We start from the raw sequence: 19,827 nt of genomic DNA on the forward strand, positions 1-19,827 counted from the left end.
ATGCGGGCCCGCCGGGCGAGCCCGGGACCGTGTCGGACGTCGGTGCCAGGATCGGGGCATGAGACGAACCGTCGTGCCGCCGTACCTCCTCGTCCGCATCGCCCGCCTCGACGATCCGGCCTTCGCCCGGGCCGCGCGGGCCGCGAGCCGCTCGCTCGAGCAGGACGTGCCGTTCCGGCGCGTCCGGCCCGGAGAGCCCGCGCCCGACCGCGGGGCGCCGACCGCCACCGCGACGTCCTCGCCGCGCACCCGCGTGCAGTCGCTCCAGCGCACCATCGCGGACGCGCGGACCGAGGAGACCCTGCCCGGCACGGTCGTCCGCCGCGAGGGCGAGGCGGCCACGGGGGACGCGGCCGTCGACGAGGCGTACGACGGCCTCGGCGCGATGTCGGCCTTCCTGCAGGGTGCGTACGGCCGCGACTCGATCGACGACGCCTGGCTGCCGCTCGACGCGACCGTGCACTTCGGCGACGACTACGACAACGCCTTCTGGGACGGCTCGCGGATGGTCTTCGGCGACGGGGACGGCCAGGTGTTCCGCCGCTTCACCGTCTCGCAGAGCGTGATCGGCCACGAGCTCGCCCACGGCATCACCGAGTACACGGCGAACCTCGTCTACCGCGGCCAGTCCGGAGCGCTCAACGAGTCGGTCTCGGACGTGTTCGGAGCCCTGCTGGAGCAGTACGGCGCAGGCCAGAGCGCCGACGAGGCGAGCTGGCTGATCGGCGAGGGGCTCTTCACCGACGAGGTGCAGGGCACGGCCCTGCGGTCGATGATCGCCCCCGGCACCGCCTACGACGACGACGTCCTCGGCTCCGACCCGCAGCCGGGCTCGATGGCCGACTACGTCGAGACCGACGACGACAACGGCGGAGTGCACATCAACTCGGGGATTCCCAACCGCGCGTTCGCCGTGGCGGCGACGACCCTCGGCGGGAAGGCGTGGGAGCGCGCTGGGCAGGTCTGGTACGACGTGCTGACCGGGGGCGTCCTCACCGCGACGGCCGACTTCGAGGCGTTCGCCGCGCTCACCGTGCAGGCCGCCGCCGAGCGCTACGGATCCGGCTCCGAGGTCGAGGCCGCCGTGCGCACCGGCTGGACGACGGTCGGCGTGACCCTGTCCGCCTGAGCCGGTCCGATCGAGGGCGGAGGCGGGTAGCATCGCGCGCATGGACGTCATCGTGTCGCGCAGCGGCGGATTCGCCGGCCTCCGCCGGGTGTGGCGGGTCGACGTCGAGCAGCAGCCCGACGAGGGCGCGTGGCGCGACCTGCTCGGCTCGCTCCCCTGGGACGCCGCCGACGGCGAGTCCCCCGGCCGGGCCGACCGCTTCGTCTACGAGATCCGCGTGCAGACGCACCACGTCCGCCTCGGCGAGACCGAGCTCGACGGAGCCTGGCGCGAGCTGGTCGACCGCGTGAAGAAGGCGCAGCCCCGTTAGGAGCTGCGCCTTCGTCGTGTGCTCGGAGCTACTTGGTGCCGAGCAGGTCGATCACGAAGATCAGGGTCTTGCCGGAGAGCGGGTGCCCTCCGCCGGCCGGGCCGTACGCCAGCGCGGGCGGGCAGATCAGCTTGCGGCGGCCGCCGACCTTCATCCCCGGGATGCCCTGCTGCCAGGCGCGGATGAGGTTGTTGAGGGGGAAGTTGATCGACTGGTCGCGGCTCCAGGAGGAGTCGAACTCCTCGCCGGTGTCGTACTCGACGCCGAGGTAGTGGACCTCGACGGTCGAGCCGGGCTGCGCCTCGGCGCCGTCGCCGACGACGATGTCCTCGACGACGAGGGTGTCGGGGGCCGGGCCCTCAGGGGCGTCGACCTCGGGCTTGGTCAGGTTCTCGCTGCTCATGCCTCGATCCTACGGCGCGCGGGAGCGGAGTCTGGGAGCGGGCTGCGAGCACTCACTCCACGAGCGTGAGGCGCTGCGTCGGCCGGGTCATCGCGACGTAGAGCGATGCGGCGCCGCGCTCGCCGGTCTGCGCGATGAGGCGAGGCCGGGCGATGATCACGGAGTCGAACTCGAGCCCCTTGGCGTCGTTCGTCGACAGCACGGCGATCGCGCGGTCGAGCCCGGTCGCTCCGCGGCCCACCTCCCGGCCGAACCGCTCCTCGAGGCGCTCGGCGATCGCGGCGAGGTCGTCGTCGGGCGCGATGACCGCGAGCGTCCCCTCCGCCTCGATCGCCCGGTCGTCGACGACGGCCGCCAGCACGCGCTCCGAGAGGCTCGCGTCGCCGCGATCGCGGATCGTCCGCACCGGCCACTCGGTGGAGCGCACGGCCTCCCCCGGCGTGATCTCCAGCCCGTTCTCGCGCGCCGTCCGCTCGGCGAAGGCGACGATCTGCGCGGGCGTGCGGTAGTTGACCGTCAGCTCCTCCAGGCGCCACGGCGCCGCCTCGACTCCCCGGCCCTGGCGGCCGAAGGTGTCGCGGAGGGCGGCGTCCCAGCTCGAGGCGGCGGAGGCGCCGGACGCCTGCGCGACGTCGCCCACGATCGTGAACGAGCGCATCGGGCAGCGGCGCAGCAGCACCCGCCACTGCATCGGCGAGAGCTCCTGCGCCTCGTCGACCACGACGTGCCCGTAGGTCCAGGTGCGGTCGGCCGCGGCCCGCTCGGCGGTGGTGCCGAGCACCGAGCGCTCGGCGAAGCCGGCCGCGAGGTCCTTGGCGTTGACGAGGCCGTCGACGCCCATGTTGCGGATGGCGGCCTCCGCGTTCTCGACGTCGCGCTTGCGCTGCTCCTTCTCGGCCTTCTTCGAGGCGTCGGCGTGGTCGTCGTACGCGCCGAGCAGCTCCGCGGCCTCGTCGAGCAGCGGTACGTCGGAGACCGTGAACGGAGCGTCGCGGTCTCGGCGGAGGAGGGAGCGCTGCGCGGCGGTCCAGCGCGGCGTGAGGGTCGCGAACCAGTTCGGACGGGCGTAGAGGTCCTGCAGCAGCTTCTCGGGGGTCAGCGGGATCCACGCGGTGTTGAGAGCGACGCGGACGTCGTGGGCGGTCCGCACGTCCTCGCGCAGCACCGCCTCGTCGGCCTCGTCGACCGTGCTGCCGTGGCTCCGCAGCTGATCGGCGAGCTGGCGGGTGAGCTGCGAGAGCAGCGTCTTGACGAAGGAGACGCGCGCCTCGTTGTGCGGCTTGCGGGTGTCGCGCGCGCGGGTGATCGCGCGCTCCACGTCCTGCGGCTCCAGACGGAGCTTCTCGCCGTTGACGTCGAGCACCTGGGTCTCGGCCGGGACGGTCTGGCGGGAGCGGACCGCGCGCTTGAGCAGCTCCGCCATCCGCGCCGAGCCCTTCACGCGGGCGACCGCGGGCACGTCCTCCTCGACGAGGTCGAGGCCCGGGTAGAGCTGGCCGAGCGTCGAGAGGACGACACCCGTCTCGCCGAGCGAGGGCAGCACCGCCTCGATGTAGCGGAGGAAGGAGCGTGAGGGGCCGACCACGAGCACGCCGGAGGAGGCGATGCGGTCGCGGTAGGAGTAGAGGAGGTAGGCGGCCCGGTGCAGGGCGACCGCGGTCTTGCCGGTGCCCGGCCCGCCCTGCACGACGAGCACGCCGCGCAGCTCGGACCGGATGATGCGGTCCTGCTCGCTCTGGATGGTCGCGACGATGTCGTGCATCCGGCCGGTGCGCTGCGCACCGAGGGCCGCCATGAGCGCGCCCTCGCCCTGCAGCACGGTGCCCTCGCGCAGCAGCTCCTCGTCGAAGACCTCGTCCTCGAAGCGGAGGACCTCGCGGCCCCGAGTGGTGAGGTGGCGCCGGGCGCGCGTCCCCATCGGCCGGGCGGCGGTGGCCTGGTAGAACGCGGCCGACTGCGGGGCGCGCCAGTCGAGCAGCAGCGTGTCCTGCTCCTCGTCGCGCAGGCCGATCCGGCCGATGTAGCGGTGCTCGGCGTCGGCGTCCGCGAGCGTCAGCCGGCCGAAGGCGAGCCGGTCGTCGGCGCCGGTGAGCGAGCGGATGCGATCCTCGTAGAGCCGCGCGTAGGCGTCGCGCTCGGAGCGGCTCTGGTGGTTGCCGCCGACGCTCTCGATGCGGACCGTGTCCAGAGCCTCGCGGGCCTGGGCGATCAGCTCGTCGAGGCGGGCGTAGAGCGCCGCCACGTAGTCGCGCTCCCGAGAGAGCTCGGTGGCCTGCACAGTGCTGCCGTCCGTCATCGTCCGCCTTCCGAGGGTCCGCCGCCGCGGGCCGGGAGGCGCGGGATGCGCTCCGGGGGCCGCGGGAAAACAGGCGGTCCAGTCTACCGAGCGATCCGAAGCGGCCCGTCCCGACAGCGGGATCCGGATGCCTCTTGCGCTCGGCGCCGCGGAGGAGCATCCTCTCTCTCACGAAGAGCTCGACGCCCCGTCCGAGCAGCCGGCCCTGCCGCTGCCGCAGGGCGTCGAGCTCTTTCTCGCGGGTGTCCGTCCTCCGTCCGGTCATCGACCGGGAAGAGAACCGGACGGCCCCGCGTTGCACGCCCCATGGCCACTCCGAGCAGCAGCGTCACCGCCCCCTCCCGCGCCTCGATCGACCTCACGGAGTCGGCACGCGCCGGCTGGGAGTCGTGGCTCGCCCGACGCGTCGAGCGCGTCACCGGACCCCGGGGCGATCTCGCCCTCGTCGAGACGCGCTGGCTCGAGCCCGGCGAGAGCGTCGACGACGAGCAGGCGCTGGCCGGCTACGGCCCCTCGGCGACCCTGACGCGGATGCGCCGCGAGAACCTCGACACCGGCGAGCCCGAGTACGGCTACCGCGTCTGGGACGCGGCCTCCGACGGCATCCGCTCCTTCGACGCCATCGAGACCTTCCCGTTCGACGCCGCCTGGGTGCTCGAGGCGTGGTTCGAGCCGGTCGCCGAGGACCGCACGGTCCCGTTCGAGCACCTGCGCGACAACGGCGCCACCCGCGAGCTCGTCGTGCCCGGCGACATCACCTTCTCGCTCGTGGACGACGGGCGCGCCCGCGAGTACACGGTCGCGGCGTTCGACGACGGCGGCACGCTCCTCGTCCCGTTCGGCGATCCGACCAACCGCAGCGACGACCCGGAGCTCGCGAGCTACCCCGTCGGCCGCTTCCTCGTCGTGCAGCGGATCGGCGGCGCGGCCGACGCGGGCACCCCCGGTCCGGTGCTCCTGGACTTCAACCGGGCCTACATCCCGCCGTGCGGCTTCTCGCCCCACTACAACTGCCCGCTGCCGCCCGCGCAGAACCGGCTCGGCGTGCCCGTGACGGCCGGCGAGCGCCGCGTGCGCAGCGCCTCCGCCTAGCGCGCCGGGGCTGAGCGGGGGCGGCCCCGGCTCAGCGGGTGAGCACCGCCCGGCGGGCGACGAGCTCGTCGAGCAGGACCTGCTCGTCGACCGCTCCGGTGCGTCCGCCGCGGCCCAGCAGCAGGTGCTGCCGGTGGTGCGCGAGCCTCGTCGCCGAGCGGAGGAAGTCCCGCATCGCCCGCGGCCGGTCCCCTCCCGCGCTCCGGGCCCAGCGGGCGGCGGTGCGGCGCCCCTCCGCGGTGCCGATCATCCGCACCTCGGCCGGCGAGAGCCAGCCGGCGACGGCGTAGTCGTCGAGCCGCTGGAGCGTCACGCGCCGCTCCTGCCGGCGCAGCAGCACCACGACGACCACGGCGACCGCGAACAGCGGCACCTGGACCACGCCGTAGAAGCCGAACCAGTCGGACACCAGGAACGACGAGCCGTTCCAGAGCGCGTGCAGGAACGCGGCGAGCGCCAGCCCGAGCAGAGCGATGGGCAGCCGCGCGACGGCGGGCCGGTTCGAGGCGAAGCCGAGGGCCGCGCCCGTGCAGGCGGTGAAGAGCACGTGCGCGAAGGGCGAGAGCACCCCGCGGAGGAAGAAGGTCACGGCGAGCGAGCCGAGACCGCCCTCCACGAGCGCGCTGCCGAAGTAGAGGATGTTCTCGACGAAGGCGAACCCGGAGGCGACGACGGCCGCGTAGACGATGCCGTCGACGGGTCCGTCGAAGGTCCGGCGCCAGATCAGCAGGACGAGCAGGACGCCGATCCCCTTGGCCGTCTCCTCGACCAGCGGCGCCTGGATCACGGCGCCGACGAAGTCGGATCCGCTCGGCTGCTGCCCGGACGCGTAGACGGCGATCTGCACGCCGAGGTCGACCAGGAGCGCGATCGCGACGGACCCGGCCGCGCCCCAGAGGAACGCGAACCACAGGCCCAGCGCTGGCTCCGGCTCCCACCGGTCGACCCAGCGGACGCCCAGCAGAACCACGGTCAGCGGGACGAGGGCGATGACCGCGCAGATCCCCGCGGCGCTGACGCCGAGTCCGAGAACCACGTAGGCGAGCACGAGCAGCAGCAGGATCCCGAGGAGCGCCACGCCGATCGAGCCGAGCACGGTCGGCACGACGGAGGGGCGGGCGGTGGCGGGCGGTGCGGGCGGCGGATAGGCGCTCATGGGGCCGACAGTAGGGCACGGGCGGGGTGCGCTGTCGGCGGTTGACACGCGCCGAGCGCGTGGAGGAGGGCCGGGGTGCGGACGCCCGTGTCCGATTCCCGCTCCTGCTCGACGTCGCCGCGTGCGAGGCTCGAGGCGTGCCCGACTCCGATCCGCTCTTCGAGGAGCGCTACCGCGCCGTCGCCTCCCGCGACTCCCGGTTCGACGGGCGGTTCCTGACCGGCGTGCACTCCACCGGCATCTACTGCCGTCCGAGCTGCCCCGCCATCACGCCGCGGCGCGCGAACGTGCGCTTCTACCCGACGGCCGCCGCCGCGCACGAGGCGGGGCTCCGCGCCTGCAAGCGCTGCCTGCCGGACGCCGTCCCCGGCTCCCCCGAGTGGAACCTGCGCGACGACACGGCGGCGCGCGCCATGCGTTTGATCGCCGACGGAGTGGTCGACCGCGAGGGGGTCGAGGGGCTGGCCGCCCGGCTCGGCTACGGCGCGCGCCACCTCGGCCGCATCCTGCGCGAGGAGCTGGGCGCGCCTCCGCTGGCGCTCGCGCGCGCCCAGCGCGCCCAGACCGCCCGGCTCCTGCTCACGAGCACCGACCTGCCCGTGTCCGACGTCGCCTTCGCCGCCGGCTTCACGAGCATCCGGCAGTTCAACGCGACCCTGGCGGAGGTGTACGAGCGGACCCCGACGGCCCTGCGCGCCTCGGCCCGCGGCACGCGCTCCGAGGCGAGCGTCCACGACGGCGCGACCACGCTGGAGCTCCGGCTGGCAGTGCGGGCTCCGTTCGATCCCGGGGTGCTCGACGTGCTCGGCGGCGCCGCGCTCCCGGGCATCGAGGAGGCGTCCCCCGGCGGCTACGCGCGCTCGCTCGTCCTGCCCGGGGGCGCGGCACTGGTGCGGCTGGCGGCGGACGGGGAGAGCGTCCGCTGCAGCGCGACGCTCGTCTCCGTCGCCGACGTCGGGCCGCTGGTCGCCCGGGTGAGGCGGGTTCTCGACCTGGACGCGGACGCCCGGGCCGTGGACGAGGCCCTCGCGGCCGATCCCGCACTCGCTCCGAGCGTCGCCGCCCGCCCCGGTGTCCGCGTGCCCGGCTCCGTCGATCCGGCCGAGACGCTGGTGCGCGCGCTGCTCGGCCGGCGGGAGGCCGCACGGCTGGTCGCAGCGCTCGGCGCGACGCTCCCGGAGTCCGTGGCGAGCGGATCGATCGCACGCGCCTTCCCCTCCCCCGCGGTGATCGCCGAGCACGCCGCCGACGTGCTCCGCGGATCCGCCGACGTGCTGGTGCGGACCTGCACGCTGCTCGCCGAGGGAGCCCTGCGGCTCGACGCCGACCGGGAGGAGCTCGCCGAGCAGCTGCTGGCGGTCCCCGGGATCGACGCGGCCACGGCGGCCGAGGTGGCGCAGCGGGCGACCGGAGATCCCGACGTCCTGCTCACCGGGGATCCCGCGCTCCGGCGGGGCGCGGCGGCGCTCGGCCTGCCCGCGGGCGAGCGCGCGCTGGCCGAGGCCGGGCGCCGCTGGGCGCCCTGGCGCAGCTACGCCGGGGCGCGCCTCGCGGCCGCGGTCACGCCTCCGGCGCGGGGTCGATGATCGGGAGCGCCGCGGTCATCGCCTCGATGCCCGAGAGCCGCGCCGGCGAGATCAGCCGCATGACCTCCTCGCGGGACATCAGCCCCGCCTCGACCACGAGGTCGGCGATGTTGCGGCCGGTCGCGAGGGCGGCCTTCGCGAGGGCGGCGGACGCGGTGTAGCCGATGCTCGGGGTGAGCGCCGTCACGACGCCGACCGAGGAGGCGACCATGGCCTCGAGCCGGTCGACGTTCGCGGTGATGCCGTCGATGCAGTTCTCGCGGAGCGTCCTGCAGGCCTGCGTCATCCAGGTGATGCTCTGCAGCAGCGAGTGCGCGATCACCGGCTCGAAGGCGTTGAGCTGGAGCTGACCCGCCTCGGCCGCCATCGTGACCGTGACGTCGGCCCCGGCCACCGAGTAGGCGACCTGGTTGACCACCTCGGGGATGACCGGGTTCACCTTGCCGGGCATGATGCTCGATCCCGCCTGGCGCGGAGGCAGGTTGATCTCGCCGAAGCCGGCCTGCGGGCCCGAGGAGAGGAGCCGCAGGTCGTTGCAGATCTTGGACAGCTTGATCGCGGAGCGCTTGAGCGCGCTCGAGAACGACATGAAGACGCCGGTGTCGCTCGTCGCCTCGACGAGGTCCTGCGCCATCTCGAGGTCGAGGTCGGTGATCTCGTTGAGGTGGCGGACAGCGGCCGCGCCGTAGCGTGGATCGGCGGTGATGCCGGTGCCGATCGCGGTGGCTCCGATGTTGACCTCGGCGAGCAGCCAGATGGTCTCGGAGAGACGGGCGTGGTCCTCGCCGAGGGTCGTCGCGAAGCCGTGGAACTCCTGGCCGAGCGTCATCGGCACCGCGTCCTGCAGCTGCGTGCGGCCGACCTTCAGGACGCTGCCGAACTCGACCGCCTTGCGGGAGAACGACTCGCGCAGCAGCGCCAGCTCGTCGAGCAGGCGGCGCAGCGACCAGGTCATCGCGATCTTGATCGCGGTCGGGTAGACGTCGTTGGTGGACTGGCTGCGGTTGACGTCGTCGAGCGGGTGCAGGTGGGCGTAGTCGCCCCGCTCGAAGCCGCCGATCTCGAGTGCGACGTTGGCGACGACCTCGTTCGCGTTCATGTTCGTCGAGGTGCCGGCGCCGCCCTGGATCACCCCGACCACGAACTGGTCGTGGAACTCGCCGTCGATGATGCGGCGGCACGCGGCCTCGATCAGCTCGGCCTTGGCGGGGGCGAGACTGCCGAGCTCGGTGTTCGCCCGGGCGGCCGCGAGCTTGACCGTGGCGAGGGACCGGACGAGATCGGGGTAGATCGAGATGGGGCGCTTCGAGATCGGGAAGTTGTCGAGGGCCCGCGCCGTGTGGATGCCCCAGTAGGCCTCGGCGGGTATCTCCATCGAGCCGAGGGAGTCGCTCTCGGTGCGCGTGGCGGGGGTCTCGGTGTCGTCCAGGGCTCTGCCTTCCGGGTCGCGGTCGGGGAGGGTGCTCGGTGCGAGGGTCACGTCCAGCTCCGTTGCTGTCGTCGTGCGGCCCCGGAGGGTGCAGGGGGCTCGCGAACTGCGCGGCCAGCCTATCGCCGGGGCGCGGGGCGGCGGCGGACGCGGGCGCGGAGCGTCCGGTCGACGGGCGCGGAACGACCGCGCCTCCCGCCGCCGGAGCGGACAGGAGGCGCGGGACGCGGGAAGCGGCGGATCAGCGGTAGTCGCTGCCCGACGCGAGGGCCGCGAGCGGCACGAGCACGACCACGACGAGCACGGCGATCGCGAAGAGCAGGACGAGGCCGAGCATGACGGAGTTGAGCACGATGCCCCAGATCGAGAGCGTGCGGCCGGTCGGCTCCCTCCGCAGGCCCAGGATGCCGAAGACGAGGCCCGCGGCCGGAGCGATCACGGTCAGTCCGAAGAAGACGGAGGTGACGCCGAGGATCAGGCTGGTGAGCGAGAACGGGGTCGAGGGCGCCGGGGCGAGCGCCGCGGGCGGGACGGCGGGGGTGCCGTAGGGGGCGCGGGCCTGCTGCGAGGAGGCGGACTCCTCGGCGGCGGGGCGCTCCCCGGCGGACGGCCGCTCCTCGGTGAGGACGGCGGTCGCGCCCAGGTCCACGGTCGGCTGCTCGTCGGCGGGGGTGGAGAGGCGGGCGGTGCGGTCGTCGGTGGTCACGGTGTGCTCCTTCTCGGGTGCCGGTCGCCCGGCGGGATGCGGTGCCGCCGGGCGGGCCGGCGGTGCTGCCGGTGTGCTCCGGCGATGCCTCCACGCTACGGACGCGCCCGGACCCGCCCCATCCGGGGAACCCCCGGAACTCGGGGGCGATCCCCCGCCTCGAGGCGGGGGCGGGTGCGAGACTGGTCCCGGCGCGAGGAGGCGGCGACGATGGACGACGACGAGCTGCGGCACCGCACCCGGGACCGCAAGGGCGCCCGGGCCGTCTGGTTCGCCGGGCTCTCGGCGCTCGCCGGCTTCGTGGTGATCTCCCCCGTGATCTCCCTCACGGCGACCGTGATGGTGTGGGGGTCGCGGCGGCGGATCGGCACCCTCAGCGACCGGAACGGGCTGGTCGCCGTCAACTGGCAGCTCACCTACCTCGCGCTCCAGCTGATGCTGGTCCCGCTGCACCTCGCGCTGGTGTCGGTGCGCGACTCGCTCGGCGCCGACTGGCCGCTCGCGACGATCTCGGCGATCCTCGCGCTGGCCGTGCTCAACCTCGTGCTGTGCGTCGTCCTCGGGATCCGGTCCGGCCGGGGACGCACCGTGCGCCTCTGGATCGCCGTGCCCTTCGCCCGCTCCACCCGTCCGCCGCGCTGACCGTCGGGGCACCCCGGTCCGCACGGCTCCCCGCTCCCGGGACTCCGCCCGGCGTGTCCGCGGCGCGGTGCCCCCTCGACCCCGCGGCGGCGGGCAGGGTGGTGGAGTGATCGCCTTCCCTCCGCCCGTGTACGTCGTGGCCGACGACGGAGTGCGGCTGGCCACCTACTCCGTCGGCGAGGAGAGCGCCCCGACCGTCCTCGCCGTGCACGGCTTCGCCTCCCACGCCGTGCTCAACTGGGAGACGTCGGGCTGGCTGCGGACGCTGCACCGGGCCGGGTACCGCGTCGTCGCGCTCGACCAGCGCGGGCACGGCGCGAGCGAGAAGCCGCACCACTCCGACTCCTACAGCGTGGACGCCATGGTGGCCGACCTGGTGCGGGTGCTCGACTCCTACGACCTCGACGCGCCCCACGTCCTCGGCTACTCCCTCGGCGCCCGGATGAGCTGGGTGCTGGGGCTCGAGCACCCGGAGCGGCTCGCATCGCTGAGCCTCGGCGGGCTGACGGTGGGCGAGCCCCTCCGCTCCTTCGACGCGGAGGCGGCCCGGGCCCGCGTCGCCTCCGGCGGCGAGATCGACGACGGCTTCACCCGCGCCTTCATCGGCATGGCGGAGGGCGTGCAGGGCAACGACCTCGCGGCACTGGTGGCGGTGGCCGACGGCGTCCGCGGCGGGGCGCACCCGGAGCACGGGCGGCACCCCGGCCTGCCGACGCTGCTCGTGACCGGCGGCGCGGATCCGATCGCTCCCGGCGGAGAGCTGCTGGCGGCGGAGGCGGGGGCGCGGTTCGTGAGCGTCCCCGGCCGCGACCACACCAGCACCGTGCCCGCGCGGGGCTTCAAGGACGCGGTGCTGGCGTTCCTGGCGGAGCAGCGCTGAGCAGGCCTCGCGCCGGGCGGGAGCACCGCGAGCGCCGAGGCCCGCGGCGTAGCATCCCCCTCATGCAGGCGATCCGCATCGAGAACCCCGGCCCCGACTCCCGACTCGTGCTGGAGGAGGTGCCGACGCCCTCCCCCGGACCCGGCGAGGTCCTCGTCCGCGTGGCGGCCGCCGGCGTCAACCGCGCCGACCTCGGCCAGCGCGGCGGGGTCTACCCGCCGCCGCCCGGCGCCTCCGAGATCCTCGGGATGGAGGTGTCCGGCACGGTCGTCGCGCTCGGCGAGGACGCGACCGGGTTCTCGGAGGGCGACGAGGTCTGCGCGCTGCTCTCCGGCGGCGGCTACGCGGAGTACGTCGCGGTCGACGCGGGCCTGGTGCTGCCGGTGCCGGACGGCGTCGGCCTCGTCTCGGCCGCCGCCCTCCCGGAGACGACGTCCACCGTCTGGTCGAACCTCGTGATGGTGGCCGGGCTCGGATCCGGCGACACCGTCCTCCTCCACGGAGGCGGGAGCGGGATCGGGACCACGGGCATCCAGGTCGCCGCCGCCCTCGGCGCCCGCGTCGCCGTCACGGCCGGCAGCCCCCGCAAGCTCGAGGCGTGCCGCGCGCTCGGGGCCGACGTCCTGATCGACTACCGCGAGGAGGACTTCGTCGAGCGGATCCGCGAGGCGACCGGCGGGCGCGGCGTCGACGTGATCCTCGACCCCGTCGGCGGCGACTACCTGGCCCGCGACCTGGAGGCGCTGGCCGTGGGCGGGCGCGTGGTGTTCATCGGCAACCAGTCCGGCGCGCTGGGCTCGCTCGACCTCGGGGTCCTGATGCGCAAGCGCGGGGCGGTGCACGCCACGACCCTCCGCGCCCGGCCCCTCGAGGAGCGGCGCGCGATCGTCGCGCGGGTGCGCGCAGAGGTCTGGCCGCTGGTCGCCGCCGGGACGGTGCGCCCGGTGGTGGACGAGGTGGTCCCGCTCGCCGAGGCCGAGCGGGCGCACGACGTGATGCTCTCCTCCGGCCACATCGGCAAGCTGCTGCTCACCCCGTGACGCCCCGCACCGGAGGAGGCCCCCGCCGCCCGCGGTGAGCGGGAGCGGGGGCCTCCTCCGATGACGCCCTCCGGCGGGGCGTCAGACGGCGGAGCGCAGGAGTCCGAGCGAGCGGTTGATGCCGTCGACGTCCACCGCGGCCGGATCGAACGATGCTCCGGCGGCGAGGCCGAGAGCCTCGAGCGCCTCCGCGTGGTCGGCCGAGGACGGGTCCGTCGCCGCCCGCACCGTGTCGGCCCAGGCCGCGGGGCCTCCCGGCACGTCGAGCGGAGCCGCGCCGCGCGCGCCCGTGCAGCGCGGCAGAGCCGACGACAGCGGCGCGATCGACTCCAGGCGGATCACGTGGCGCCACTCGTCCTCGAGGTCGTAGACGTAGAAGAGCTCGTCCTGCTCCTGCTCGAGCACCTCGGCGAGCGCGACGCCCGCCTCGTCCACGAGGTCGGCGCCGAACTCCTCCGCGTCGGACGGCGAGCCGATCGGAGCCTGCTCCTCATCGGGCACGCCCACGCTGAAGTAGTGCGGCTGTGCGTCGGTCCAGCCCAGCGAGAGCTGGAGCGCGAGGTGCAGATCGCGCAGCGACGACTCGGAGGAGAGCTCGAGGCGTCGCCAGACGACGGGCTTGGTCCCGAGCAGGGCGACGTGGAGCGCGTAGGCCGTCGCCGTGTCCTGGGTCGCCTCGTCGAGGATCTCGAGGCGGGTGGCCTCGCGCTCGCCGAGGAGGACGACCGTCGCGCGGACGACGGAGGCGAGGACGGGCGCCAGGCCCTCCGGCACGGCGTAGCCGAACTCGGGCGAGTGCAGCAGCAGCCCGAGCTCGGCGGTGTCGTCGAGCATCCGCTCGGCCGTGCCGACCATGCGCTCGCGCTCGTCGAGGGCCTCGTCGAGCGAGACTCCGGAGTCGGCTGCCAGCTCGTCGACCAGCTCGCCGACGACCAGGCCCGGGTGGATCTCGGCCCGGCAGGCTACCGCGATGCGGACCAGCACGGCGTCGGTGGTGGTGACCGCGCGCTCCTCCGGGGAGAAGGCGCCGTCCTCGGTGTCGGCGGCCGCCAGCGCGGTCTGGGCGCTGAGGATCCACTGCTCGAGGAAGCGGGCGACGTAGGCGATGCGCTCGGCGGCGGCCTCGTGCGCGTCGGAGCTGCGCCAGAGCACGGCGGCCTCGCCGAGACCTGCGGCGGATCCCTCCTGCTCGAGCACCGCGGAGCCGACCAGCGCGTCCCACCAGGCCGAGACCGGGATGCGGACGGAGTCGTCGCTCGGGGTGGATCCCGCGGAGGAGATGCCCGCCTCGACCGCGATCTCGCGGGCGGCGCGCTCGGTGAGGGTCGCGCCGTCGTCGGCGGCGAGGTGCTCGACCACGACGTCGGCCGCGTGCACCAGAGCGGTGGCGCGGACGGCGGAGAGCTGCTCCTCGGCCGGGACCTCGTCGAGCTCGTCGAGGTCGTCGAGGACGGCCTCGACGAAGGAGCCGGCGAGGTCGAGGACCTCGTCGAGGACGGCCTGGCACTCGTCCAGCTCCTCGTCGGTGCCGGTCCAGAGGTCCTCGTCGGTGAGGAAGTCGAGGAAGTGCTCGACGACCTCGGCGACGGTGAAGAGGGTGTCGTCGAGGTCGGCCTCGCTCTCGTCCCCCGACAGGTCGGCCTCGATCTGGTCGAAGACGGCCTCGAGCAGCTCGGCGTCGGGCTGGGCGAAGGAGCCGCGCGGGCGCAGGTCGCGGGTCATCGCGAAGAGGTCGGTCAGCACCTCGACGGCCTCGTCGGCCTCGAGGTGCTCGTGCTGCATGCCCACCTCGGCGAGGTGCGAGCGGTACCAGCTGCGGAACCGCACCATCAGCGCGGTCTCGGCCGTGCGGCCGCCGCCCTGACCGCCGGACCCGCCCTGACCGCCTCCGGATCGTCCCTGGTTGCGCTTCTTGCCCATGATTCCTCCGCGACCGCTCCACTCACGACGAAGCGCTCCAGCCTACCCAGTGCGGGCGCACGGCGGCACGCGCGGTCGCCCCCTGTTCACCCTGTGCGCACCGGGTCCGCTCCCTCTGGTGCGGCCGATCGCCCGAGTCCCGGGATCAGCGCGCGGTGGGAGGCCTCGCCGCCCGGGCCCCTGCCACACGGGCCGCGATGATGAGAAATCTCGCAGCGATCGGGCAGCGAGGCTTGCGCTCGGCCCCCTCGCTTCGGTGGAGTGTCCGGATGACCGACACGACGGACACCGCCGAGACCGCTCCCGGGAAGGCGTCGCTCAAGCGGGTGATCACCGGACCGCTGCTGTTCGCCTTCATCGTGGGCGACACGCTCGGAGCCGGCATCTACACCCTGGTCGGCACGATGGCGGAGGACGTGGGCGGCGTGATCTGGCTGCCGCTGCTGATCGCGCTGGTCGTCGCCCTGCTCACCGCGGGCACGTACGCCGAGCTGATCACCAAGTACCCGCACGCCGGAGGGGCGGCGCGCTACGTGGACCGCGCGTTCGGGAAGCCGTACCTCTCGTTCCTGATCGGCTTCCTGATGATGGCGTCCGGCATCACGACGGCGGCCTCCCTGGCGAACGCGTTCGCGGGCGACTACCTCGGGGCTCTGCTGGACGTGCCGCCGATCCCGACCGCGATCGTCTTCATCGCGATCCTCACCCTGGTGAACCTGCGCGGGGTGAAGGAGTCGCTGACCGCGAACCTGGTCGCCTCGGTGATCGAGGTGAGCGGACTGGTCATCGTCATCGTCTGCGCCGCGGTCTTCTTCGGCGCCGGCGACGGCGACGCCTCCCGCGTGCTCGAGTTCAACCCCGACGTCGCTCCGCTGCAGGGGGCGTTCGCCGCCTCGATCGTCGCCTTCTTCTCGTTCCTCGGCTTCGAGGCCGCGGCGAACATGGCCGAGGAGGTGCGGAACCCCTCGAAGGTCTACCCGCGGGCCCTCTTCGGTGCGCTGATCACCGCCGCCGTGGTCTACCTCCTGATCGCGCTCGGCGCCGTGATCGTGCTGCCGAACGACGAGCTCGCGGCCTCCAGCGGTCCCCTGCTGGACGTGGTCGCGGCGAGCGGAGTGGCGGTGCCGCCGTGGCTGTTCGGCCTGATCGCGCTCGTCGCCATCGCGAACGGCGCTCTGCTGTTCATGGTGATGGCGTCGCGGGTCGGCTTCGGGCTCGCCACCTCCGGGCTGCTGCCGAGCGCCTTCGGCAAGGTGCTCCCGGGCCGCCGCACGCCGTGGGTGTCGATCGTGGTCGTCGGCGGAGTGACGATGCTGCTCAGCCTGATCGGCGACGTCGGCACGCTCGCCGAGACGACGGTGCTGCTGCTCCTGCTGGTGTTCATCGCGGCGAACGTGTCGGTGCTGGTGCTGAAGAAGGACCGCGTCGACCACGCCCACTACTCCGTGCCGCGGGTGGTGCCGGTGCTCGCGACCATCGCGAGCGTGGTGCTGCTGACGCAGCAGACGGGCGTGGTCTGGCTGGCGACAGCGGGCTACGTGGTCGTGGGGACGCTGCTGTTCCTCGCCACCCGCCTGGGGAAGCGGAAGCACGCGGAGCGGACCCCGGACTGATCCGGGCCGGCGGCGATCCGTCGCGAGCGGCCCGTCCGCGGATCCCCTGCGGGCCGTCCGCGGCGGATCGATCGCGGGGGGCGGTGAGGAGTGGGATCGTGAGGCTATGACCGTCACGCTCGCGCGGATGCCCGCCGCCGCTCTCGCCGCCTGGATGCGGGTCCAGCGCTCGGCGTACATCGAGGACCGGATGCGGGCGGGCGACGACGAGGCGGCCGCGACCCGCAACGCCGACGCCTCGTACGAGAAGTACTTCCCGGGCGGCTCCCCCGCCGCCGGGCACGACGTGCTCCTCGTCTCAGAGGACGGCCGCGCGGTCGGGTCGCTCTGGCTCGGCCCGCACCCGAGCGGACTCGAGGGCGTCGGGTACGTCCGGGACGTGCAGATCGACGCCGCCGAGCGCGGCCGCGGCCTCGGCCGGGCGGCGATGCTGCTCGCGGAGTCGCACGTCCGCTCCCAGGGCGGCTCCGCCCTCGCGCTGAACGTGTTCGGCTTCAACACCGCCGCGCGGGCTCTGTACGAGTCGCTCGGCTACGAGACGACGTCCCTGTAGATGCGCAAGCCGCTGGTCTGAGCGGGGCCGCTCGACGCCGGGCAGGGGCACGACCCGGTCGCGCAGAACGCCGCACGCCGTGCTCGAGGGCGGACGCCGACGGGCGCCCACCGACGAGCACGGCGGCGGTGGTGGAACCGCCGGAAATCAGCGGGACCCTGCGGTCAGCTCGTGGAGGCGACGGCGGTCGGGTCGCCGGTGCCGGACGGACGCGGGGCGTCACCCGATCCGGTCGCCACCGACGCGCCGGTCGGAACGACGGTGCCGCCGGTCGCCATCCCCCGGCCGAAGGCCTGGCCCTGGAGGATCGCGCCGAGGTCGACGCCGGTCGCCGACCTGACGCTGTCGAACGTCGCGGCGAGACCCGCCGCCTGCTCGCGCGCGATGTGGGTGCCGGCGGTGTCGCCGCCGATCAGCGTCACCGAGCCGACGTTCTGGTAGCCCTTCGCGAACTCGGCCATGAGCGAGGGCAGCTGCCCGATGAGCTCGCGACCCAGGATCGCCTCCTGGTTCTCGCGGAGCGCCTCCGCCTCGGCCGCGATGGCCGCCGCGCTCGCCTCTCCCTTCGCGCGGATGGCCTCCGCCTCGGCGGTCGCGTTCGCGCGCAGCGCCTCGGCCTCGGCGCCCGCCTTGGCCCGCAGTGCGTGGGCCTCGGCCTCGGCGCGGGCGCTCACGGCGGCGGCCTCGGCGGCGGCGGACGCCTGGCGCGCCTCCGCCTGGCGCTGGACGGCGTACGCCTCGGCGTCCGAGACCTGCTGCGCGACCTGGCGGTCCGTCTCGGCCTTCTTCTCGCGTCCGTAGGCGTCGGCGTCGGCCTCGGTCTGACGGCGGTACTTCTCGGCGTCCGCGACGCGCTTGACGTCGGCGTCGAGCTCGGCCTGCCGGTTCTCGGCGCGCTGCACGAGGACGGCCTGCTCGCGCTCGGCGCGGGCCAGGTTCTCGGCCTGCTCGGCCTCGGCGTTGGCGCGGCCGACCTCGGACTTCGCGGCGGCGGTGTTCTTGTCGTAGGCGGTCTGCTCGATCAGGTTCGCCTCGTCCGTGGCCAGCTGGCGAGCCTTGACCTCGCGGGCCGCGTTGATCCGCGCGACGTCGGCCTCGCGGCGGACGCGCTCGATCTCCTGCGCTCCGAGCGCCTCGATGTAGCCGTTGCGGTCGGTGACGCCCTGGATCGCGAAGGAGTCGAGCACGAGGCCCTGGGCGAGCAGGTCGCCCTTGATGCCCTCGGCGATCTCGTCTCCCAGCTTCTGCCGGTCCTGCATGACCTCCTCGACGCTGAGCTTCGCGACGACGCCGCGGAGGGCGCCCTCGAGCTGCTCGGTCGTGAAGACGTCGATGGACTGGTCCTGCGACGCGAAGCGCTCGGCGGCGGCGCGGACCTGGTCGGCCGTGGACCCGATCTTGACCAGGGCGACGCCCGCGAGGTGGATGGTCACGCCGTTCTTGGTCTGCGCGACCGGCTCCATCTTGATCTGGCGGGAGCGCAGCGAGATGCGATCGGACCGCTGGGTCAGCTTGTTCACGAACGCGCCGCCGCCGGTGATGACGGTCATGTTCGAGGTGAGGCCGTCCTCGCCCTTCTGCTTCTTCCCGACGATCACGATCGCCTCGTCGGCCTGCGGCACCTGGTACCAGGCGCGGAAGAGGAAGAAGCCGATGAGGGCGACCAGCAGGAGTGCGCCGACGGCGACTCCGGCGAGGACGATCCAGAGGAGATCCGGTTCCATGGGCGGGCGACCTTTCGTCCGACCCGCGCGACGCGGGTACCTGAGAGACGTACAGGTTCCATCGTGTCACAGCGCCTCGGACGGCCGCGTCGGCCGGAGGGGGGATACTGCGGACGCCGCCGAGAGCGGTTCGCGAGGGGGCGGGCCCGGACGAGGACGCCACGAACGAGGGCGTCGCGCGGAGTGCCACGGAGGAGATCAGTGCTGGGGTACCTGGACTCGAACCAAGAACAACTGAACCAGAATCAGCCGTGTTGCCAATTACACCATACCCCAATGGCCATCCGGAGGTGATCCCGGGACCAGGCGGCGACCGGATCGAGACCCGAGCGCCGAGAGACGACAGTACCCTACGCGGGCATCCCGCTCAAATCGAGCCGCGGACGACGCTGCCCTCGGACTCCGGGGCGGCCTCGCCGAGGCGGGCGCGGACGAGGTCGCGGTTGATCGCGGAGGCGACCTGGGCGCCCGATCCGGCGGCGACGATCAGCTGCTGCGGGCCGGGAGGGGTGACTTCGCCGGCGGCGTAGAGGCCGGGGACGGACGTGCGGCCACCGGCGTCGACGCGGAGGAAGCCGTCGGCGTCGCGGTCGGGGCCGGCCGCGTCCAGGTAGTCCAGCGCGGGCGTCCAGACTGGGCGGACGAACGCGCCGGTGCGCGGCACGACGTCGCCGTCGACGAGGCGGACGCCGGTCATCTCGGCGCGCTCCCCGGCGAGGTCGGCGACCGGGCGCCGGTCGACCCGGATGCCGATGGAGGCGAGCAGCGACTCGTCGGCGTCGCTCACCGTCCCGACGCCGTTGGTGAAGACGATCAGGTCGGTCGACCACTGCGAGAGGAGCATGGCCCGCTCCGCGAGGTCGTCGGTCTCGCCGATCAGGGCGAGCGCCTCCCCCGCCTTCTCGTAGCCGTCGCACTCCATGCAGCTGTGCACGGCGGTGCCGTAGTAGGCGCGCAGGCTCGGGAGCGCGGGCGGCGTCTCGAGGAGCCCCGCGGCGACCACGACGGCGGTGGCGACGACGGAGCGGTCCGCGCTGCCGCGCACGCCGCGCGCGCCGACCACGAACTCGCCGCCGGAGCGCTCGACCGATGTGACGAGGGCGTTGTGCACCTCGGCGGCCTCGTAGCGCTCGAACTCCTCGCGGCCGAGGCGGCGCAGCTCGAGCGGCGAGATGCCGTCGCGGGTGAGGAACCCGTGCGAGTGCAGGGTCGCGGCGTTCCGCGGGCGGTTGCTGTCGAGCAGCAGCACGCTCCGGCGCGCCCGGACGAGGTTGAGCGCGGTGGAGAGCCCGGCGGGGCCCCCGCCGATCACGACGACGTCGTAGCGTCCGCCGACCGTCTCCGCCAC

At 74.0% G+C, this 19,827-nt stretch carries 17 protein-coding genes and 1 tRNA gene; 9 read left to right on the forward strand and 9 right to left on the reverse strand.

Annotation, left to right across the window (positions count from 1 at the left end; translation table 11 throughout):
- The first annotated feature begins 58 nt into the window (after positions 1 to 58).
- Positions 59 to 1,129, forward strand: coding sequence for a M4 family metallopeptidase (locus tag C5D50_RS14265; protein ID WP_104224821.1), 1,071 nt, complete (start codon positions 59 to 61; stop codon positions 1,127 to 1,129).
- Positions 1,130 to 1,169: 40 nt separating this feature from the next.
- The gene (locus tag C5D50_RS14270) at positions 1,170 to 1,439 is read left to right on the forward strand and encodes a protealysin inhibitor emfourin (RefSeq protein WP_104283800.1); all 270 of its coding nucleotides are present in this window, start codon (positions 1,170 to 1,172) and stop codon (positions 1,437 to 1,439) included.
- 28 nt (positions 1,440 to 1,467) lie between these two features.
- Here the strand turns inward: C5D50_RS14270 and C5D50_RS14275 are convergent, their stop codons facing one another.
- Positions 1,468 to 1,842: an FKBP-type peptidyl-prolyl cis-trans isomerase gene (locus C5D50_RS14275; protein ID WP_104226280.1), complete on the reverse strand. Its 375-nt coding sequence runs from the start codon at positions 1,840 to 1,842 to the stop codon at positions 1,468 to 1,470.
- A gap of 52 nt (positions 1,843 to 1,894) precedes the next feature.
- Positions 1,895 to 4,138: a UvrD-helicase domain-containing protein gene (locus C5D50_RS14280; RefSeq protein WP_104289024.1), complete on the reverse strand. Its 2,244-nt coding sequence runs from the start codon at positions 4,136 to 4,138 to the stop codon at positions 1,895 to 1,897.
- 306 nt (positions 4,139 to 4,444) lie between these two features.
- On the opposite strand from C5D50_RS14280, the gene C5D50_RS14285 reads away from it, so the two are divergent.
- Positions 4,445 to 5,230, forward strand: a complete 786-nt coding sequence (locus C5D50_RS14285; protein WP_104233244.1) for a DUF1684 domain-containing protein — start codon at positions 4,445 to 4,447, stop codon at positions 5,228 to 5,230.
- Between the two features lie 31 nt (positions 5,231 to 5,261).
- On the opposite strand, the gene C5D50_RS14290 is transcribed toward C5D50_RS14285, so the two are convergent.
- Positions 5,262 to 6,386: a PrsW family intramembrane metalloprotease gene (locus tag C5D50_RS14290; protein ID WP_104233243.1), complete on the reverse strand. Its 1,125-nt coding sequence runs from the start codon at positions 6,384 to 6,386 to the stop codon at positions 5,262 to 5,264.
- Between the two features lie 137 nt (positions 6,387 to 6,523).
- On the opposite strand from C5D50_RS14290, the gene C5D50_RS14295 reads away from it, so the two are divergent.
- A complete protein-coding gene (locus C5D50_RS14295) occupies positions 6,524 to 7,972 on the forward strand; it encodes a DNA-3-methyladenine glycosylase 2 family protein (RefSeq protein WP_181137353.1) in 1,449 nt (482 codons plus the stop codon).
- On the opposite strand, the gene C5D50_RS14300 is transcribed toward C5D50_RS14295, so the two are convergent.
- Both C5D50_RS14300 and C5D50_RS14305 read right to left on the reverse strand, forming a co-directional pair.
- Positions 7,947 to 9,401 (reverse strand): aspartate ammonia-lyase, encoded by a 1,455-nt coding sequence (locus tag C5D50_RS14300; RefSeq protein WP_258066843.1) that lies wholly within the window; start codon positions 9,399 to 9,401, stop codon positions 7,947 to 7,949. The two genes, C5D50_RS14295 and C5D50_RS14300, sit on opposite strands and share 26 nt — an antisense overlap.
- A gap of 241 nt (positions 9,402 to 9,642) precedes the next feature.
- On the reverse strand, positions 9,643 to 10,107 hold the full coding sequence (locus C5D50_RS14305) for a DUF4190 domain-containing protein (RefSeq protein WP_104226275.1): 465 nt from the start codon (positions 10,105 to 10,107) through the stop codon (positions 9,643 to 9,645).
- A gap of 174 nt (positions 10,108 to 10,281) precedes the next feature.
- Between C5D50_RS14305 and C5D50_RS14310 the strand changes: the two genes are divergently transcribed.
- The 3 genes from C5D50_RS14310 (at position 10,282) to C5D50_RS14320 (ending at position 12,669) form a co-directional block, all read left to right on the forward strand.
- Positions 10,282 to 10,749 carry a DUF4870 domain-containing protein gene (locus C5D50_RS14310; RefSeq protein WP_181068014.1) on the forward strand — a complete coding sequence of 156 codons (468 nt, stop codon included), beginning with the start codon at positions 10,282 to 10,284 and terminating at the stop codon, positions 10,747 to 10,749.
- A gap of 106 nt (positions 10,750 to 10,855) precedes the next feature.
- Positions 10,856 to 11,629, forward strand: a complete 774-nt coding sequence (locus C5D50_RS14315; RefSeq protein WP_181027173.1) for an alpha/beta fold hydrolase — start codon at positions 10,856 to 10,858, stop codon at positions 11,627 to 11,629.
- 62 nt (positions 11,630 to 11,691) lie between these two features.
- Positions 11,692 to 12,669: an NAD(P)H-quinone oxidoreductase gene (locus C5D50_RS14320; RefSeq protein ID WP_104283805.1), complete on the forward strand. Its 978-nt coding sequence runs from the start codon at positions 11,692 to 11,694 to the stop codon at positions 12,667 to 12,669.
- Positions 12,670 to 12,750: 81 nt separating this feature from the next.
- On the opposite strand, the gene C5D50_RS14325 is transcribed toward C5D50_RS14320, so the two are convergent.
- The gene (locus C5D50_RS14325) at positions 12,751 to 14,589 is read right to left on the reverse strand and encodes a plasmid pRiA4b ORF-3 family protein (RefSeq protein ID WP_104283806.1); all 1,839 of its coding nucleotides are present in this window, start codon (positions 14,587 to 14,589) and stop codon (positions 12,751 to 12,753) included.
- 269 nt (positions 14,590 to 14,858) lie between these two features.
- On the opposite strand from C5D50_RS14325, the gene C5D50_RS14330 reads away from it, so the two are divergent.
- Complete coding sequence (locus tag C5D50_RS14330; protein ID WP_104283807.1) at positions 14,859 to 16,202, forward strand: APC family permease; 1,344 nt, start codon at positions 14,859 to 14,861, stop codon at positions 16,200 to 16,202.
- Positions 16,203 to 16,308: 106 nt separating this feature from the next.
- Positions 16,309 to 16,755, forward strand: coding sequence for an N-acetyltransferase (locus tag C5D50_RS14335; RefSeq protein ID WP_104283808.1), 447 nt, complete (start codon positions 16,309 to 16,311; stop codon positions 16,753 to 16,755).
- Between the two features lie 164 nt (positions 16,756 to 16,919).
- Here the strand turns inward: C5D50_RS14335 and C5D50_RS14340 are convergent, their stop codons facing one another.
- From C5D50_RS14340 to C5D50_RS14350, 3 genes are all read right to left on the reverse strand, one after another.
- Positions 16,920 to 18,479 carry an SPFH domain-containing protein gene (locus C5D50_RS14340; RefSeq protein WP_104283809.1) on the reverse strand — a complete coding sequence of 520 codons (1,560 nt, stop codon included), beginning with the start codon at positions 18,477 to 18,479 and terminating at the stop codon, positions 16,920 to 16,922.
- A 204-nt stretch (positions 18,480 to 18,683) separates the two neighbouring features.
- Positions 18,684 to 18,755 (reverse strand) — tRNA-Gln (locus tag C5D50_RS14345).
- A gap of 91 nt (positions 18,756 to 18,846) precedes the next feature.
- The gene (locus tag C5D50_RS14350; protein WP_104276156.1) at positions 18,847 to 19,827 is read right to left on the reverse strand and encodes an NAD(P)/FAD-dependent oxidoreductase; all 981 of its coding nucleotides are present in this window, start codon (positions 19,825 to 19,827) and stop codon (positions 18,847 to 18,849) included.

The organism is Rathayibacter sp. RFBD1 (assembly GCF_002932915.1).
GTDB lineage: Bacteria > Actinomycetota > Actinomycetes > Actinomycetales > Microbacteriaceae > Rathayibacter.

What these genes read in the sequence shown, in the direction of transcription:
- C5D50_RS14275 (WP_104226280.1), bottom strand. Translation starts at nt 1,842, where the DNA reads ATGAGCAGCGAGAACCTGACCAAGCCCGAGGTCGACGCCCCTGAGGGC.
- C5D50_RS14340 (WP_104283809.1), bottom strand. Translation starts at nt 18,479, where the DNA reads ATGGAACCGGATCTCCTCTGGATCGTCCTCGCCGGAGTCGCCGTCGGC.
- C5D50_RS14335 (WP_104283808.1), top strand. Translation starts at nt 16,309, where the DNA reads ATGACCGTCACGCTCGCGCGGATGCCCGCCGCCGCTCTCGCCGCCTGG.
- C5D50_RS14285 (WP_104233244.1), top strand. Translation starts at nt 4,445, where the DNA reads ATGGCCACTCCGAGCAGCAGCGTCACCGCCCCCTCCCGCGCCTCGATC.
- C5D50_RS14290 (WP_104233243.1), bottom strand. Translation starts at nt 6,386, where the DNA reads ATGAGCGCCTATCCGCCGCCCGCACCGCCCGCCACCGCCCGCCCCTCC.
- C5D50_RS14280 (WP_104289024.1), bottom strand. Translation starts at nt 4,138, where the DNA reads ATGACGGACGGCAGCACTGTGCAGGCCACCGAGCTCTCTCGGGAGCGC.
- C5D50_RS14325 (WP_104283806.1), bottom strand. Translation starts at nt 14,589, where the DNA reads ATGGGCAAGAAGCGCAACCAGGGACGATCCGGAGGCGGTCAGGGCGGG.
- C5D50_RS14330 (WP_104283807.1), top strand. Translation starts at nt 14,859, where the DNA reads ATGACCGACACGACGGACACCGCCGAGACCGCTCCCGGGAAGGCGTCG.
- C5D50_RS14320 (WP_104283805.1), top strand. Translation starts at nt 11,692, where the DNA reads ATGCAGGCGATCCGCATCGAGAACCCCGGCCCCGACTCCCGACTCGTG.
- C5D50_RS14270 (WP_104283800.1), top strand. Translation starts at nt 1,170, where the DNA reads ATGGACGTCATCGTGTCGCGCAGCGGCGGATTCGCCGGCCTCCGCCGG.
- C5D50_RS14265 (WP_104224821.1), top strand. Translation starts at nt 59, where the DNA reads ATGAGACGAACCGTCGTGCCGCCGTACCTCCTCGTCCGCATCGCCCGC.